This window comes from Streptomyces sp. NPDC020983 (assembly GCF_044333485.1).
GTDB lineage: Bacteria > Actinomycetota > Actinomycetes > Streptomycetales > Streptomycetaceae > Actinacidiphila.
The window spans coordinates 177,632-194,515 of record NZ_JBIRRA010000012.1 but is presented as its reverse complement, the minus strand read 5'-3'; the positions used below and the strand labels follow the sequence as shown (position 1 = coordinate 194,515).

The window sequence follows — 16,884 nt, the reverse complement described above, 5'->3', positions numbered from 1 at the left end:
GGGCCTCATGGTCGCGGGCACCGCGTCGGACGCGGGGAAGAGCGTCGTCACCGCGGGGATCTGCCGGTTCCTGGCGCGGCAGGGTGTGCGGGTCGCCCCGTTCAAGGGGCAGAACATGTCACTCAACTCCTTCGTGACGCGCGACGGCGCGGAGATCGGGCGGGCGCAGGCGGTGCAGGCGCAGGCCGCGCGCGTGGAGCCGTCCGCGCTCATGAACCCGGTGCTGCTCAAGCCGGGCGGCGACCGCAGCAGCCAGGTGGTGCTGCTGGGCAGGCCGGTCGGCGAGATGTCGGCCCGCGGCTACCACGGCGACGGCGGTTTCCAGGGCGAGTTGGTGGACGTCGTCGCCGACTGCCTGGCGCAGCTGGCGCGTTCGTACGACGCGGTGGTCTGCGAGGGCGCCGGGAGCCCCGCGGAGATCAACCTGCGGCGTACCGACATCGTCAACCTGGGCCTGGCGCACCGCGCGAAGCTGCCCGCGCTGCTGGTGGGCGACATCGACCGCGGCGGCGTCTTCGCGGCGTTCTTCGGGACGACCGCGCTGCTGCCGCCGCAGGAGCAGGCGCTGCTCGCGGGCTACGTGGTGAACAAGTTCCGCGGTGACGTGACGCTGCTGGAGCCGGGCCTGGAGATGCTGCGCGGGCTGACCGGCCGCCCGGTGCTGGGCGTGCTGCCGTACGAGCGGGGCCTGGGCATCGACGAGGAGGACGGCCTGCACGTCCGCGAGCACGCGGCGGGCGAGCCGTACGGGCGCGAGACGCTGCGGGTCGCGGTGGTGCCGCTGCCGCTCATGTCGAACTTCACGGACCTGGACGCCCTCGCCGCCGAACCCGGCGTGGAGGTGCGCTTCACCGACCGGCCCGCGGACGTCGCCGCCGCCGACCTGGTGGTGCTGCCGGGCACCCGGGGCACGGTGCGGGCGCTGGAGTGGCTGCGCGCCCGCGGCCTCGCGGCGGCGGTGGAGCGCCGGGCGGCCGGCGGCCGCCCGGTGCTGGGCATCTGCGGCGGCTTCCAGATCCTGGGCGAACGCATCGAGGACGACGTCGAGTCGAAGGCCGGTACGGTCCGCGGCCTCGCGCTGCTGCCCGTCCGGGTGCGCTTCGCCGCCGCCAAGACGCTCGCCCGGCCCAGCGGACGGGAGTACGGCGAGCCCGTCGAGGGCTACGAGATCCACCACGGCGTGGCCGAACTCGGCGCCGGCGGCGAACCGTTCCTCGACGGCCTGCGGGCCGGCGCGGTGTGGGGCACGCACTGGCACGGCTCGCTCGAATCGGACGGCTTCCGCCGGGCCTTCCTGCGCAAGGTGGCCGCGGTCGCGGGCCGCGCCTTCGAGCCCGCGCCGGACACGGACTTCGCCGCGCTGCGCGAGGCGCGGCTCGACCGGCTCGCCGACATGGTCGCCGAGCACCTGGACACCACCGCGCTGCTGCGGCTCATCGAGGACGGCGCTCCCGCCGGCCTCCCCTTCGTCCCACCGGGGGCACCATGACGACCGTTCTGCTGCTGTCCACCGCCGACACCGACCTGCTCGCCGCCCGCGCCGCCACCGGCGGCGGCGCCGACTACCGCATCGCCAACCCCTCCCGGGTGGACCCGGTCTGCGACCTGCCCGGGCTGCTGGCGGGCGCCGACGTCGTCGTGGTGCGGCTGCTGGGCGGGCGCCGGGCGTGGGAGGAGGGCCTCGCGGCGGTCGCGGCGTCCGGGGTGCCGTCGGTGCTGCTGGGCGGCGAGAGCGTGCCGGACGCGGAACTGATGGCCCTGTCGACGGTGCCCGCGGGTGTCGTCGCGGAGGCGCTGCGCTACCTCGTGGAGGGCGGCCCGGCGAATCTGGCGGAGCTGGCGCGCTTCCTGTCCGACACGGTGCTGATGAGCGGCGAGGGCTTCGACCCGCCGTGCGCCATGCCGCAGTTCGGGGTGCACGGCGAGGAGCGTGCCCCCGACCCGGCGCGGCCCACGGTGGCGGTGCTCTTCTACCGGGCGCACGAACTGTCCGGCAACACCGCCTTCGTGGACACCCTGTGCGACGCGATCGAGGCCCGCGGCGCCGATGCCCTCCCGGTGTACTGCGGTTCGCTGCGCGGCGCGGACCCGGCGCTCTTCGCGCTGCTGGGGCGGGCGGACGCGATCGTGGCGACGGTGCTGGCCTCCGGCGGCACGGTCGCCGCGGACGCCTCGGCGGGCGGCGACGACGAGGCGTGGGACGTCGGCGCGCTCGCCGGTCTCGACGTGCCCGTGCTCCAGGGCCTGTGCCTGACCTCCTCGCGCGCGGCCTGGCAGCAGTCGGACGCGGCGCTGTCGCCGATGGACGCGGCGATGCAGGTCGCGATCCCGGAGTTCGACGGGCGGCTGATCACCGTGCCCTTCTCCTTCAAGGAGACCGGCGAGGGCGACGTGCCGGTGTACGTGGCCGATCCGGAGCGGGCCGCGCGCGTCGCGGGCATCGCCGTACGGTACGCGGCCCTGCGGCACACCCCGAACGCGGACAGGAAGGTCGCGCTGGTCTTCACCGCCTACCCGACCAAGCACTCCCGGGTCGGCAACGCGGTGGGCCTGGACACCCCCGCCTCCGCCGTGCGGTTGCTGGACCGGCTGCGGGCGGCCGGCTACGACACCGGGGAACACCCCGAGGACGGCGACGAGCTGATCCACCGGCTGATCGCCGCCGGCGGGCACGACGTGGAGTGGCTGACCGAGGAGCAGCTCGCCGCCGCCCCGGCGCGGGTGCCGCTCGCCGACTACCGGCGCTGGTTCGGCCGGCTGGACGGGGAGCTGCGCGCGTCGATGCTGGAGCACTGGGGCGAGCCGCCGGGCTCGCTCTACGTGGACGGCGACGACATCGTGCTGGCGTCGCTGCGGTTCGGCAACGTCGTGGTGCTCATCCAGCCGCCGCGCGGCTTCGGCGAGAACCCGATCGCGATCTACCACGACCCCGCCATGCCGCCCTCGCACCACTACCTGGCGGCGTACCGCTGGCTCGACCACACCTTCGGCGCCGACGCGATCGTGCACCTGGGCAAGCACGGCACGCTGGAGTGGCTGCCCGGCAAGGGCCTGGGCCTGTCCGCCGGGTGCGCGCCGGACGCGGTGCTCGGCGAGATCCCGCTCGTCTACCCCTTCATCGTCAACGACCCGGGCGAGGGCACGCAGGCCAAGCGGCGCGGCCACGCCACCGTCGTCGACCACCTGGTGCCGCCCATGGCGCGCGCCGACTCCTACGGCGACCTGGCGAAGCTGGAGCAGCTCCTCGACGAGTACGCGCTGGTGAACGACCTGGACCCGGCGAAGGCCCCGGCGATCCGCGGCCGGATCTGGGAGCTGGTGCGGGCCGCCGAGCTGCACCGGGACCTGCACGTCGACGAGCAGCCCGGCGAGGACGACTTCGACGACTTCGTGCTGCACGTCGACGGCTGGCTGTGCGAGATCAAGGACGTGCAGATCCGTGACGGCCTGCACGTCCTGGGCTCAGGTCCCGTCGCCGAGGCGCGCGTCAACCTCGTGCTGGCCGTGCTGCGTTCGGCGCAGGTGTGGGGCGGCAGGGGCGGCGCCGTGCCGGGGCTGCGGGCCGCGCTCGCCGAGCACGTCGGGCTGGTGGAGAAGGAGTTGCTGGCCGCGCCGGGTGAACGGGTCACCGTACCGGCGGCGTTGACCGCGCTCGCGGACGGCCCCGCCCGTACCGCCTCCGACGCCGTCGATCTGCTGGAGCAGGTCGCGCGGCGGCTCGCCGAGGCGATGGAGCGGTGCGGCTGGGCGCCGGAGGCCGCGGCGCCGACCGTACGCGACGTGCTCGGCGCCGACGTCCCCGCCGCGGTACGGGTGCTGGACTTCGCCGCCACCGAGGTCGTGCCGCGACTGGACCGCACCGGTGACGAACTGGACAACGTCCTGCGGGCGCTGCGCGGCGGCTACGTGCCCGCGGGCCCGTCCGGCTCGCCCACCCGGGGCCTGGTCAACGTGCTGCCGACCGGGCGCAACTTCTACTCCGTGGACCCCAAGGCGATCCCGTCGCGGCTGTCGTGGGACGTCGGGTCCGCGCTCGCCGAATCGCTGCTCGCCCGGCACCTCGCCGACCACGGCGCCTACCCGAGGTCCGTGGGCCTGACGGTGTGGGGCACCTCCTGCATGCGCACCCAGGGCGACGACATCGCCGAGATCCTGGCGCTGCTGGGCTGCCGCCCGGTGTGGGACGACGCCTCCCGCCGCGTGACCGGCTTCGAGGTCGTCCCGGCCGCCGAGCTGGGCCGTCCGCGCATCGACGTCACCGTGCGCATCTCCGGCTTCTTCCGCGACGCCTTCCCGCACGTCGTCGCCCTGATCGACGACGCGGTGCGGGCCGTCGCCGAACTCGACGAGGGCCCGGACACCAACTACGTGCGCGCGCACGCCGACGAGGACACCGCCGCGCACGGCGACCGGCGCCGCGCCACCGCCCGCGTCTTCGGCTCCAGGCCCGGCGCCTACGGGGCCGGCCTGCTGCCGCTCATCGACGCCCGCAACTGGCGCTCGGACGCCGACCTCGCCGAGGTCTACGCGGTGTGGGGCGGCTACGCCTACGGCCGCGGCCTCGACGGGCGCGCCGCGCGCGGCGACATGGAGGCCGCCTTCCGGCGCATCCAGGTCGCCGCGAAGAACGTCGACACGCGCGAGCACGACCTCGTCGACGCCGACGACTACTTCCAGTACCACGGCGGCATGGTCGCGATGGTGCGCCACCTCACCGGCACCTCCCCCGAGGCCTACGTCGGCGACAGCGCCCTCACCGACCAGATCCGCACCCGCACCCTCGGCGAGGAGACCCACCGCGTCTTCCGCGCCCGGGTCGTCAACCCCCGCTGGATGGCTGCGATGCGGCGGCACGGCTACAAGGGCGCCTTCGAGATGGCCGCGACCGTCGACTACCTCTTCGGCTACGACGCGACGGCCGGCGTCGTGGACGACTGGATGTACGAGCGGCTCGCCGCCGAATACGTCTTCGACGCGCAGAACGCCGACTTCATGCGGAAGTCCAACCCGTGGGCGCTGCGCGGGATCTCGGAGCGGCTGCTCGAAGCGGCGGACCGCGGCCTGTGGGCGTCCCCGGACCCGGGGACGCTCGCCCGCCTGCGCGAGACCTACCTCGCGCTGGAAGGCGACCTGGAGGGGGAGTCGTGAGCGTGTCCACCGCCGCCGGCGGGCGGCCGCGTCCGGACGGAGGAGGAAGCGTGACGTACCCGTTCAGTGCCCTGGTGGGGCAGGAGGAGCTGCGGCTCGCACTCGTGCTCAACGCCGTCTCTCCCGCGGTGGGCGGCGTGCTGGTGCGCGGCGAGAAGGGCACCGCCAAGTCGACCGCGGTACGGGCGACGGCGGCGCTGCTGCCCCCCGTCCGCGTCGTCCCCGGCTGCCGGTTCTCGTGCGAACCGGGCTCCGCCGATCCCGCGTGCCCGGACGGCCCGCACCCGGCGGACGGGGGCGCGCTGGACCGCCCGGCGCGGCTCGTGGAACTGCCGGTCGGCGCCTCGGAGGACCGCCTCGTCGGCGCCCTCGACCTCGAACGCGCCCTCACCGAGGGCGTGAAGGCCTTCGAGCCGGGCCTGCTCGCGGCCGCGCACCGCGGCATCCTCTACGTCGACGAGGTCAACCTGCTGCACGACCACCTGGTCGACCTGCTGCTGGACGCCGCCGCGATGGGCGCGAGCCACGTCGAGCGCGAGGGCGTGTCCGTCACGCACGCCGCCCGTTTCCTGCTCGTCGGCACGATGAACCCCGAGGAGGGCGAGCTGCGCCCGCAGCTGCTGGACCGCTTCGGGCTGACCGTCGAGGTCGCGGCGTCCCGCGACACCGACGAGCGCGTGGAGGTCGTCCGGCGGCGGCTGGCCTACGACGCCGATCCGGCGGGCTTCGCCGGCCACTGGGCGGCGCGGGAGCAGGAGGTCCGCGAGCGCATCGCGGCCGCGCGGGCCCTGCTGCCCGCGGTGCGGCTCGGCGACGCCGCACTGCGGCAGATCGCGGCGACCTGCGCGGCCTTCGAGGTCGACGGCATGCGCGCGGACATCGTGATGGCCCGCACCGCGACCGCGCTCGCCGCGTGGGCGGGCCGCACGGCCGTGCTGGCCGAGGACGTCCGGCAGGCGGCGCTGCTCGCGCTGCCGCACCGGCGCCGCCGCAACCCCTTCGACGCGCCGGGACTCGACCAGGACACCCTCGACGAGGCGCTCGCCGAGGCCGCGGCGCGGTCCGGGCCCGACGGCCCGGACACCGGCCCCGGCGACGACCCGGACCCCGACGGCGACGGCGACGGCCCCGGCGGAGGAGGCGGCGGCGGAGGCGAGCCCCCGCAGCCCGCGGACGGCCGCGCGGACGCGGGCGGCACGGCGGACCCCTCCCCCGGACCGGGCGGATCCGGCGCGAGCCCCTCCGCGACCGGTGCCGAGAGCGGCTCCGGCTCCCCCCGCGAGCAGCCCGCGGCGGCCGCCGCCACGCCCTTCCGGGTGCGCCCGCTGGCCGTCCCCGGCCTCGGCGAGGGCGCGGCCGGCCGCCGCTCCCGCGCCCGTACCGCCTACGGCCGCACCACCGGCGCGCGGCGCCCGCACGGCGCCCTCGGCACGCTGCACCTGGCCGCGACCGTGCGGGCCGCGGCCCCCCACCAGCGGGCCCGCGGGCGCCGCGGGCCCGGGATCGTGGTGCGCGCGGACGACCTGCGCGAGGCCGTACGCGAGGGCCGGGAGGGCAACCTCGTCCTCTTCGCCGTCGACGCCTCCGGCTCGATGGCCGCCCGGCAGCGGATGTCGGCGGTCAAGGGCGCGGTGCTGTCGCTGCTGCTGGACGCCTACCAGCGGCGCGACAAGATCGGCCTGGTCACCTTCCGCGGCGGGGACGCCGAACTGGCACTCCCGCCGACGTCCTCGGTGGACGCGGGCGCCGCGCGGCTGGAGCGGCTGCCCACCGGCGGCCGCACCCCGCTCGCCGCGGGGCTGCTCAAGGCGCACGACGTGCTGCGCGTCGAGCGGCTGCGCGACCCGGCGCGGCGCGCGCTGCTCGTCGTCGTGACGGACGGGCGGGCCACCGGCGGCCCCGAGCCGGTCGCGCACGCCGCGCGCGCCGCCCGGCTGCTCGCCGCGACGGGCACGGCCGCGGTCGTCGTGGACTGCGAGTCCGGTCCCGTGCGCCTCGGGCTCGCCGGCGCGCTCGCCACCGACCTCGGCGGGGTCGCGGTGACGCTCGACGAACTGCGGGCCGACACGGTGTCGGCCCTGGTCAAGGACTTCCGGAGGGCCGCCTGATGCCGCAGGGACAGCCGGCCTCCGTACCCGACGACGGCCTGACGACGCGGCAGCGCCGCAACCGCCCGCTGACGATCGTGCACACCGGCACCGGCAAGGGGAAGTCGACGGCCGCCTTCGGGCTCGCGCTGCGCGCCTGGAACCAGGGCTGGCCGGTGGGGGTGTTCCAGTTCGTCAAGTCCGCGAAGTGGCGGGTCGGCGAGGAGCGCGCGCTGCGTGTGCTGGGTGCCTCCGGCGAGGGCGGCACGGTGGCCTGGCACAAGATGGGCGAGGGCTGGTCGTGGGTGCAGCGCTCACCGGAGAGCAGCGAGGAGGCGGCGCGCGAGGGCTGGGAACAGGTCAAGCGCGACCTGGCCGCGCAGACGTACCGGCTGTACGTGCTGGACGAGTTCGCGTACCCGATGACGTGGGGGTGGGTCGACACCGCCGAGGTCGTCGCGGTGCTGCGGGAGCGGCCCGGCACCCAGCACGTCGTCGTCACCGGGCGCGACGCGCCCGCCGAACTGGTCGCCGCCGCCGACCTCGTCACCGACATGACCAAGGTCAAGCACCCCATGGACGCGGGCCAGAAGGGCCAGAGGGGGATCGAGTGGTAGCCCGCCTCGTCGTCGCCGCGCCCGCGTCCGGTTCCGGCAAGACCACCGTCGCCACCGGCCTCATGGCCGCGTACGCGCAGGCCGGCCACGCCGTCTCCCCGCACAAGGTGGGCCCCGACTACATCGACCCCGGCTACCACGCCCTCGCTACCGGGCGCCCGGGCCGCAACCTCGACCCCTTCCTGTGCGGCGAGCACCGCGTCGTGCCGCTCTTCCGCCATGCCGCCGAAGGCTGCGACCTCGCCGTCGTCGAGGGCGTCATGGGCCTCTTCGACGGCGCCGCCGGGCGCGGTGAGCTGGGCTCCACCGCGCAGGTGGCGACGCTGCTGCGGGCGCCCGTCGTGCTCGTCGTCGACGCCTCGGCGCAGGCGCGGTCGGTCGCCGCGCTCGTGCACGGCTTCACGACCTTCGACCCGCGTGTGCGGGTCGGGGCGGTGGTCCTCAACAAGGTGGCCTCGCCGCGCCACGAGCGGATGCTGCGCGACGCGCTGGAGGAGGCCGGCGTCCCCTGCGCCGGCGCGCTCCCCCGCGGCGCCGAACTCGCCGTCCCCTCCCGCCACCTCGGCCTCGTCCCCGCCGCCGAACGCGCGGCGGCGGCCCGCGCGTTCGTCCGCGCGGCGGCGGAACGGGTCCGCGAGTCCTGCGACCTCGCCATGCTCCTGGCGCTGGCGCGCACGGCCCCGCCGCCGGCGGCCGCCCCCTGGGACGCGACGGCGGAGGTGGCACCCTCCCCCGCCCGCGCCGCGGCCCCGGACGGCGAGCACGCCGACCCGAACCCGGGGACCGGGGCCGGGGACCGGACCCGGCCCGCCCGCCGCCCGGCGGCCGGGACCGAACCCACCCGCGCCCGCCCCGTCGTCGCCCTCGCCCGCGGCGCGGCCTTCAGCTTCTCCTACGCCGAGCAGGCGGAACTCCTGCACGCCGCCGGGGCGGACGTCGTCACCCTCGACCCGCTCACGGACGAGGCCCTCCCCGCCGGCACCCGCGGGCTCGTCCTCGGCGGCGGCTTCCCGGAGGTCTACGCGGCGGAGCTCTCGGCCAACTCCCCCCTCCGCGAGGAGATCGCCCGCTTCCGCGGCCCCGTCGCCGCGGAGTGCGCCGGCCTGCTCTACCTCTCCCGCGACCTCGACGGCCACCCCATGTGCGGCCGGCTGCCCGCCTCCGCCGCGATGACCGGCACGCTCACCCTCGGCTACCGCGAGGCCGTCGCGCTCGACGGCGACGGGGACGGCGGCGGCCTGCTCGCCGCGCCCGGCACGCGCGTGCGCGGGCACGAGTTCCACCGCACGGCGGTGACCCCCGCGGCGGGCGCCGCGCCCGCCTGGGGCTTCACGCACCCCGAGCGCCGTACCGAGGGCTTCGTGGACGGCGCGGTGCACGCCTCCTATCTGCATCTGCACTGGGCCGGCGAGCCGTCGCTCGCGACCCGATTCGTCGAGAGGTGTGCCGCATGGACCTGAACGAGGCCTCCCGAAGGCGCCTGACCGGCGTCGGGGTCGGGCCCGGCGACCCCGAACTGGTCACGGTCAAGGGCGTGAACGCGCTGCGCGCCGCGGGCGTGGTGGTGGTGCCGGTGATGGACACCGGCGAGACCGGCCGCGCCGAGGCGACGGTCCTGCACTACGTGGAGCCCGCGCGCGTCGTACGCGTCGTCTTCGCCCTGAACGAGCGCGCCGACCGGGCCCGCCGGGAGGCCGCGTGGGACGCGGCGGGCGAGCGCGTCGCCGATCTGCTCCGTACGCACGGCACCGTCGCCTTCGCCACGATCGGCGACCCCAACGTCTACTCGACCTTCACCTATCTCGCCCAGACCGTCGCGGGCCTCGTCCCCGGCCTGGCGGTCGCGACCGTGCCCGGTGTCACGGCCATGCAGGACCTCGCCGCCCGCAGCGGCGCCGTCCTCGCCGAGGGCACCGAGCCGCTGACCCTCGTCCCGGTGACGGCGGGCGCCGCCGTGCTGAAGGCCGCCCTGGAGGGCCCCGGCACGGTGGTGGCCTACAAGTTCGGCCGGCTGGCCACCGAGGTCGCGACCGCCCTCGCCGCCACCGGCCGCACGCCCGACGCGGTGTGGGGCAGTGCGCTGGGTCTGCCCGGCGAGTCCATCCGCCCCGCCGCGGACCTGACGGGCAGCGGCCCGCTGCCGTACCTGTCGACCCTGATCGCCCCCGCCCGGCGGGACGGAAGAGGAGGAAAGCTGTGAACGGGCCCGTGCTCGTCGCCCGCCCCGCGGCCCCGGCGGCAGCCGCACCGCACCCGGGCCCCGCCCCGACGGCCGCGGCCTCGACCCCCGCGGGCGCCGCCCCCGAACCGCCGCACACGGCGTGCGGGCCACGGCCGGCAGCCCCCGGGGCCGGCGCGGCCGCCACCCCGCGCGATGCGCGCACAACCGGTGGGCCGGTCCCGGCGGCAGCCGCGGCCACCGGATCCCGCGCCGCCCGCACGGCGCGCGCCGAGGCCGCCCGGCCCGGCCGGAGCGGGGGTGCCCGGTGAGGGGCAAGGTCACGATCGTCGGGGCGGGGCCCGGGGCCGCGGATCTGCTCACGTTCCGCGCCGCGAGGGCCATCGCCGAGGCGGACGTCGTCATCTGGGCGGCGAGCCTCGTGCAGGAGGCGGTGCTGGAGCACGCGCGGGAGGGGGCGGAGGTCCTGGACTCGGCGGGGATGTCCCTGGAGGACGTCGTCGCCGTGTACGAGCGCGTCGCCCGCGAGGGGCTGCGGTGCGCGCGCGTGCACTCGGGGGACCCGGCGCTGTGGGGCGGTACGCAGGAGCAGGTGGACCGCTGCGCGGAGCTGGGCGTCGAGGTGGAGATCGTGCCCGGCGTGTCGTCCTTCTCGGCGGTCGCGGCGCGCGCCGGCCGGGAGCTGACGATCCCGCGGGTCGCGCAGTCCGTCGTCCTCACCCGGCTGGGCGGCGGCAAGACGCCCATGCCGCCGGGCGAGGAGGTACGGGAGTTCGCGCGGCACGGCACGACGATGGCGGTCTTCCTCTCCGCGGCCCGCAGCGGCCAGCTCGCGGCGGAGCTGCTGGAGGGCGGCTACCCGACGCAGACCCCGGTGATCGTCGCGCACCAGGTGACGTGGCCGGAGGAGCTGCTGCTGCACTGCACGGTGGGCACGCTGGAGGAGACGGTCAAGGCGCACCGGCTCTGGAAGCACACCCTCTTCCTCGTCGGGCCCGCCCTCGCGGCCTCCGGCACGCGCTCGCACCTCTACCACCCGGGCCACTTCCACGGCTTCCGCCGCGCGGACCCCGCCGCCCGCCGCGACCTGCGGGTCCCCCGTGACTGAGGGCGCCTCCGCGCCGCCGGGCGCCGGTGCGCGGGCGGGCGGGGGCCGCGCGGCGCAGGCCGCGCCGGGCGGGGGCGACCCGCGCCCCGCCATGCCGCAGCCCCCGCCGGACCGGGCCGCCGCCCGCGGGCTCGTCACCGTCGTCGGTGCCGGTACGGGCGGGGGCGCGGCCGTCGTCGCAGGGGACGCCGCGCTCGTCGTCGGGGGTGCGCGGCACCTGGCGGCCGCGGAACTGCCCGCCGCCGCGCGGCAGGTGGTGCTCGGGCCGCTCGCACCGGCGCTCGACGTCGTCGGGGAGTACGTCGCCGCCGGGCGGCGGGTGGTGGTGCTGGCGTCGGGGGATCCGGGGCACTTCGGGATCGTGCGGGCGCTGGGCGAGCGGTTCGGGGCGGCGGCGCTCGACGTGCGGCCGTCCGTGCCGTCCGTCGCCGCCGCCTTCGCCCGGGTCGGGCTGAGCTGGGACGACGCGGTCGTCGTGAGCGCACACGGGCGGCCGCTGCGGACCGCGGTCCACGTGTGCCTCGCGCACCGCAAGGCCGCGGTGCTGACCGGCCCCGGCGCCGGGCCCGCCGAACTCGGCGCCGCGCTCGACCGCGCCGGTGCGGACCGGCGGCTCGTCGTGGCCTCCGGCATCGGCTCGGACGGCGAGTCGGTCGTGGCCGTCTCCCCCCGCGAGGCCGCCCGGCGGGAGTGGGGCGGGGCGGTCAGCGTCGTCCTGAGCCTGCGGCCGGGGCTGCCGGCCGGGCCCGCCGTGACCGTCGCGGGCCCGCCGCCCGCGCCCGCGGGCTGGGCGCTGCCCGAGGAGGCGTTCGCCCACCGGGATTCGATGATCACCAAGTCCGAGGTACGGGCGCTCGCCCTGGCCCGGCTCGGGCCGCGTACGGGCGAGCTGGTGTGGGACGTCGGCGCCGGATCCGGCTCGGTGGCCGTGGAGTGCGCGCGGTTCGGGGCGGCCGTCGTCGCCGTCGACAAGGACGCGGACGCGGTGGAGCGGGTGCGGGCCAACGCCGCCGCGCACGGCGTGGACGTCGCGGCCGTGCTCGGCCGCGCGCCCGCCGTGCTCGACGGGCTGCCCGACCCCGACGCCGTGTTCGTCGGCGGTGGCGGGGACGGGGTCGGCGCCGTGGTCGCCGCGTGCGCCGCACGGGCGCGGCGGGCGGTCGTGGTGACGCTGGCCGCGGTCGACCGGGTCGCGGAGGTGCGTGCCGCGCTCGGTGCCGCGGGCTTCGCTGCGGACGGGGTGCTGCTCCAGTCCTCGCGGCTCGCGCCGCTGCCCGGCGGGGTGACGCGGCTCGCCGCCGCGAACCCGGTGTTCGTGCTGTGGGCCGAACGGCGGCCCGGCGAAGAAGAAGGAGCATCCGCGTGATCGGCCTCATCCACGCCACCGCGGCGGGCAGGACCGGCTGCGAGCGGCTCGCCGCCGCCTGGCCCGGCCGCACCCGCCGCTACGACGACGGGCCGGTGGGCGAGCGGCTGGCGGCGGCGTTCGCGGAGTGCGACGCGCTCGTGGTCTTCCTCGCCACGGGGGCGGCCGTACGGCTGCTCGCGCCGCTGCTGGCGTCCAAGTCGGCGGATCCGGCGGTCGTGACGGTGGACGAGGCGCACCGGCACGCCGTCGCGCTCCTCGGCGGCCACGCGGCCGGGGCCAACGCGCTCGCCGCGGAGGTCGCCGCCGTGCTCGGGTCCGTGCCCGTCGTGACGACGGCCACCGACGTGACCGGCACGCCGGCCCTCGACACCCTCCCCTACCCGGCGGAGGGCGCGATCCCCGCGGTGACCCGGGCCCTCCTGGACGGCACGCCCGTGCACCTCCTGAGCCCCACCCGGTGGCCCCTGCCCGCCCTCCCCCTCCTCCCGCTCCCGGAGGGCCCTGGCGGCGGTGACCACGTCGTCGAGGTCACGGACGAGGTGCGGCCCCGCGGGGAGCGGACGGTGTTCGTGAGGCCGCCGTCACTCGTCGTCGGGGTCGGGGGGTCGCGCGGGGTCCCCGTGGAGGAGGTCGTGGGGCTCGTCGAGGGGGCGCTGCGGGATGCGGGGCTGGCCCGGCGGAGTGTGTGGGCGCTGGCGACCGTGGAGGCGAAGAAGGAGGAGGCGGGGATCGTCGGGGCGGCGGGCGAGTTCGGCGTGCCGCTGCTGACGTTCGCGGCGGGCGAGCTCGCCGGGGTCGGGGTGCCGAACCCATCGGACGCGCCGCTCGCCGCGGTGGGGACGCCGTCCGTGGCGGAGGCTGCGGCGCTGCTCGCGGCCGGGCCGGGCGGTGAACTCGTCGTCGAGAAGCGGAAGTCGGCGATGGCCACCGCCGCGGTGGCCCGGCGGCGGCCGCGCGGGCGGCTCGCGGTGGTGGGGCTCGGGCCGGGGGCCCGGGATCTGCTCACGCCGCGGGCGGCCGCGGAGCTGCGGCGCGCGTCGGTGGTCGTGGGTCTCGACCAGTACGTGGCGCAGGTCCGCGACCTGCTGCGGCCGGGCACCCGGATCCTGGAGTCGGGCCTCGGCGCGGAGGAGGCCCGGGCCCGTACCGCCGTGGCGGAGGCCCGCGCGGGGCACGCGGTGGCGCTGATCGGCAGCGGCGACGCGGGCGTGTACGCGATGGCCTCGCCGGCGCTCGCGGAGGCCGCGGACGACATCGACGTGGTGGGCGTCCCCGGGGTGACGGCGGCGCTCGCCGCGGCGGCCCTGCTGGGGGCGCCGCTCGGGCACGACCACGTGTCGATCAGCCTGTCGGACCTGCACACCCCGTGGCCGGTGATCGAGCGCCGGGTGCGGGCGGCGGCGGAGTCCGACCTCGTCGTGACGTTCTACAACCCGCGCAGCCGCGGCCGGGACTGGCAGCTGCCGAAGGCGCTGGCGGTGCTGGCGGAGCACCGCGCGCCGCACACCCCGGTGGGGGTGGTGCGGTCGGCGTCCCGCCCGGGCGAGCAGGTGACGGTCACGACGCTGGAGGGCCTCGACCCGGCGGCGGTCGACATGATGACCGTCGTGACGGTCGGCAACACCGCCTCCCGCGTGGTCGCGGGCCGCATGGTGACGCCGCGCGGCTACCGCTGGCAGTCCCCGCCGCCGCCTCCCCCGTCCGCCCCGCCGCGGCCCGCCGCGCCGCCCCGCCCCGCCGTACCGCCCGTGCCGCCGCGCCCCGCGGGCAAGCCCGTGGGCCCCGCACAGCGGATCGTGCACCCGATCGAGCAGGAGTCGTACCGCATCCTGCGCTCGCGGCTGGACACCTCCGGCCTGCCGCCGCTGCGCCGCGCGGTCGTGGAGCGGGTGGTGCACGCGAGCGCGGACCTCGGATACGCCGGGGACCTGGTCATGGACGAGGCGCAGCTCGCCGCGGCGTACGCGGCGCTGCACGCCGGGGCCCCGGTCGTCGCGGACGTCGAGATGGTCGCGGCCGGGATCACCGGGCGGCGCGTGGTGTGCCGGCTGAAGGACGCCGCGGCCGGGCCGGACGGCCTCACGCGCAGCGCGCACGCGGTGCGGCTGGCCTACGAGGATGCAGGGCCGGGCGCCGTGTGGGTGGTGGGGTGCGCCCCGACCGCCCTGGAGGAGCTGATCGCCCTGGACGCGGCCCCCGCGCTCGTGATCGGCCTGCCGGTCGGTTTCGTGGGCGCGGCCGAGAGCAAGGCGCACCTGCGGGCCTCGGGCCTGCCCGCCATCAGCAACGTCTCGGAGAAGGGCGGTTCCGCGGTGGCCGCCGCCGCGCTCAACGCGCTGCTCTACACCCCCTACCGCACCACCGAGGAGACCGACCAGTGACTTCCGCACCCTCCCCCGCCCTGCTGCTCGTCGGCCACGGCACGCGCGACGCCGCCGGGGCGCAGGCCTTCCGGTCCTTCACCGAGGGGCTGGCCGCCGCGCACCCGGGGCTGGCGGTCGGCGGCGGCTTCATCGAGCTGTCCCCGCCGCCGCTCGCGGACTCCGTCGCGGCCCTGGCCGCCGCGGGCGTACGGGACTTCGCCGCGGTGCCGCTGGTGCTGGTCTCGGCAGGGCACGCCAAGGGCGACATCCCGGCGGCGCTGGCCCGCGAGCAGTTGCGGCACCCGGGGACGTCGTTCGCGTACGGGCGCCCGCTGGGCCCGCACCCGGGGCTGCTGGGCGTCCTGGAGCGGCGGGTGGACGAGGTGCTGGCCGCCGCCGGTACGGAACGGGCGGCGGCCACGGTGCTGCTGGTGGGGCGCGGCTCGACCGACCCGGACGCGAACGCCGAAGTGTTCAAGGCGGCCCGGCTGCTGTGGGAGGGCCGCGGCTACGCGGGCGTGGAGACCGCGTTCGTGTCACTCGCGCAGCCGTCGGTCACGGCGGGCCTGGAACGCTGCGCCCGGCTGGGCGCGCGGACGGTCGTGGTGCTGCCGTACTTCCTGTTCGCGGGCGTGCTGCCGGACCGGGTGCGGGAGCAGGCGGCCGGATGGGCGGCACGCGGCGCGGGCGTGGACGTGCGCTGCGCGGACGTCATCGGGCCGGAGCCGGAGCTCGCGGCGCTGGTGATGGAGCGTTACCGGGAGGCGGTCGCGGGCGATCTGCGGATGAACTGCGACAGTTGCGTCTACCGCGTGGCGATGCCCGGCTTCGAGGACCGCGTGGGCCGCCCGCAGCAGCCGCACCACCACCCGGACGACCCCTCCCACGCGCACGGGCACGGGCATGCGCACTCCCACTGAGAACGGTCCGGACGCCTACGACCTGGACCACCACGGCGACCGCGAGACGGGCGCGGGCCTGGTCGACCTCGCCGTCAACGTCCGCGCCGGCACGCCCCCGGCGTGGCTGGCCGAGCGCATCGCGGGCTCGCTCGCGGACCTGGCGAGCTACCCGGACGGGCGGGCGGCACGGGCGGCGGTCGCGGCGCGGCACGGCCGCGCGGACGCCCGGGAGGTGCTGCTGACGGCGGGCGCCGCGGAGGCGTTCGTGCTGCTCGCCCGGGCGCTGCGGCCGCGCTGCGCGGTGGTGGTGCACCCGCAGTTCACCGAACCGGAGGCCGCCCTGCGGGCGGCGGGCCACGCGGTGCGCCGGGTGCTGCTGCCGGCGGCGGACGGCTTCCGGCTGGACCCGGCGGCCGTCCCGGAACAGGCCGACCTGGTGGTGGTCGGCAATCCGACGAACCCCACGTCCGTCCTCCACCCGGCCGCCACCCTGCGGCGGTTGGCACGCCCCGGGCGGACGCTGGTGGTGGACGAGGCGTTCATGGACGCGGTGCCGGGCGAGCCGGAGTCGCTCGCGGCGGCACGGGACGTACCGGGGCTGCTGGTGCTGCGCAGCCTCACCAAGACGTGGGGGCTGGCGGGCCTGCGGATCGGCTACCTGCTGGGCGGCCCTGAGGCCGTCGCGGAACTGGAGCGGGCCCAGCCGCTGTGGGCGGTGTCGGCCCCGGCGCTCGCCGCGGCGCAGGCGTGCGTGGAGCCCGCGGCGCTGGCCGAGGCGGAGGCGGCCGCTGTGCGGGCGGCGGCGGACCGCGCGCACCTGCTGGCCCGGCTCGCCGCGGTGCCCGGCGTGTCGGTCGCGGGCGCCGCGCCAGCAGCGCCCTTCGTGCTGCTGCGGCTGCCGGACGCGGCGGCCGTACGGGCCCGGCTGCGGGCCGCCGGCTGGGCGGTGCGCCGCGGCGACACCTTCCCGGGCCTGGGCCGGGAGTGGCTGCGCGTGGCGGTACGGGACCGGGCGACCTCCGACGCCTTCGCCGCGGCGCTCACGGCGGCGGTACGCGCCGGGTCCTGACCCCCGTCCCGTACCCGTGCCGGACGCGCCGCCGTCCGCCCC

The 16,884-nt window shown here is 77.6% G+C and carries 11 protein-coding genes and 1 pseudogene; all 12 read left to right on the top strand.

Annotated features, from left to right (window positions below; genetic code table 11):
* Positions 1 to 7 precede the first annotated feature (7 nt).
* The 12 genes and pseudogenes from ACH4SE_RS26285 to cobC all read left to right on the top strand — a co-directional run bounded on the left by ACH4SE_RS26285 (position 8) and on the right by cobC (position 16,842).
* Positions 8 to 1,489 carry a cobyric acid synthase gene (locus ACH4SE_RS26285; protein WP_398546000.1) on the top strand — a complete coding sequence of 494 codons (1,482 nt, stop codon included), beginning with the start codon at positions 8 to 10 and terminating at the stop codon, positions 1,487 to 1,489.
* Entirely contained in the window at positions 1,486 to 5,148 is a 3,663-nt protein-coding gene (cobN, locus tag ACH4SE_RS26280) for a cobaltochelatase subunit CobN (RefSeq protein WP_398545931.1), read from the top strand. Before ACH4SE_RS26285 ends, cobN begins: the two co-directional genes overlap by 4 nt.
* Positions 5,149 to 5,198: 50 nt before the next feature.
* Complete coding sequence (locus ACH4SE_RS26275) at positions 5,199 to 7,256, top strand: putative cobaltochelatase (RefSeq protein WP_398545930.1); 2,058 nt, start codon at positions 5,199 to 5,201, stop codon at positions 7,254 to 7,256.
* On the top strand, positions 7,256 to 7,852 hold the full coding sequence (gene cobO, locus ACH4SE_RS26270; RefSeq protein ID WP_398545929.1) for a cob(I)yrinic acid a,c-diamide adenosyltransferase: 597 nt from the start codon (positions 7,256 to 7,258) through the stop codon (positions 7,850 to 7,852). Before ACH4SE_RS26275 ends, cobO begins: the two co-directional genes overlap by 1 nt.
* Positions 7,846 to 9,312 carry a cobyrinate a,c-diamide synthase gene (locus tag ACH4SE_RS26265; protein ID WP_398545928.1) on the top strand — a complete coding sequence of 489 codons (1,467 nt, stop codon included), beginning with the start codon at positions 7,846 to 7,848 and terminating at the stop codon, positions 9,310 to 9,312. The genes cobO and ACH4SE_RS26265 overlap by 7 nt, the downstream gene beginning before the upstream one ends.
* On the top strand, positions 9,303 to 10,052 hold the full coding sequence (gene cobI / locus ACH4SE_RS26260) for a precorrin-2 C(20)-methyltransferase (RefSeq protein WP_398545927.1): 750 nt from the start codon (positions 9,303 to 9,305) through the stop codon (positions 10,050 to 10,052). The genes ACH4SE_RS26265 and cobI overlap by 10 nt, the downstream gene beginning before the upstream one ends.
* Before the next feature lie 286 nt (positions 10,053 to 10,338).
* A complete protein-coding gene (gene cobM, locus ACH4SE_RS26255; protein WP_398545926.1) occupies positions 10,339 to 11,139 on the top strand; it encodes a precorrin-4 C(11)-methyltransferase in 801 nt (266 codons plus the stop codon).
* A 91-nt stretch (positions 11,140 to 11,230) separates the two neighbouring features.
* Positions 11,231 to 12,505 (top strand): precorrin-6y C5,15-methyltransferase (decarboxylating) subunit CbiE, encoded by a 1,275-nt coding sequence (gene cbiE, locus ACH4SE_RS26250; protein ID WP_398545999.1) that lies wholly within the window; start codon positions 11,231 to 11,233, stop codon positions 12,503 to 12,505.
* Positions 12,502 to 14,191 (top strand): annotated as a pseudogene (cobJ, locus tag ACH4SE_RS26245) (precorrin-3B C(17)-methyltransferase); the annotation flags it as partial. The gene cbiE and the pseudogene cobJ, both read left to right, overlap by 4 nt.
* A gap of 92 nt (positions 14,192 to 14,283) precedes the next feature.
* Positions 14,284 to 14,889: a precorrin-8X methylmutase gene (locus ACH4SE_RS26240; RefSeq protein ID WP_398545998.1), complete on the top strand. Its 606-nt coding sequence runs from the start codon at positions 14,284 to 14,286 to the stop codon at positions 14,887 to 14,889.
* Positions 14,886 to 15,791 carry a sirohydrochlorin chelatase gene (locus ACH4SE_RS26235; RefSeq protein ID WP_398545925.1) on the top strand — a complete coding sequence of 302 codons (906 nt, stop codon included), beginning with the start codon at positions 14,886 to 14,888 and terminating at the stop codon, positions 15,789 to 15,791. The genes ACH4SE_RS26240 and ACH4SE_RS26235 overlap by 4 nt, the downstream gene beginning before the upstream one ends.
* The gene (cobC, locus tag ACH4SE_RS26230; protein WP_398545924.1) at positions 15,775 to 16,842 is read left to right on the top strand and encodes an Rv2231c family pyridoxal phosphate-dependent protein CobC; all 1,068 of its coding nucleotides are present in this window, start codon (positions 15,775 to 15,777) and stop codon (positions 16,840 to 16,842) included. The genes ACH4SE_RS26235 and cobC overlap by 17 nt, the downstream gene beginning before the upstream one ends.
* Positions 16,843 to 16,884 lie beyond the last annotated feature (42 nt).

Excerpts from the sequence above, each read along its gene's own strand:
- ACH4SE_RS26285 (WP_398546000.1), top strand. The coding sequence starts at position 8 with ATGGTCGCGGGCACCGCGTCGGACGCGGGGAAGAGCGTCGTCACCGCG.
- cobN (WP_398545931.1), top strand. The coding sequence starts at position 1,486 with ATGACGACCGTTCTGCTGCTGTCCACCGCCGACACCGACCTGCTCGCC.
- cobO (WP_398545929.1), top strand. The coding sequence starts at position 7,256 with ATGCCGCAGGGACAGCCGGCCTCCGTACCCGACGACGGCCTGACGACG.
- cobI (WP_398545927.1), top strand. The coding sequence starts at position 9,303 with ATGGACCTGAACGAGGCCTCCCGAAGGCGCCTGACCGGCGTCGGGGTC.
- cbiE (WP_398545999.1), top strand. The coding sequence starts at position 11,231 with ATGCCGCAGCCCCCGCCGGACCGGGCCGCCGCCCGCGGGCTCGTCACC.
- cobC (WP_398545924.1), top strand. The coding sequence starts at position 15,775 with ATGCGCACTCCCACTGAGAACGGTCCGGACGCCTACGACCTGGACCAC.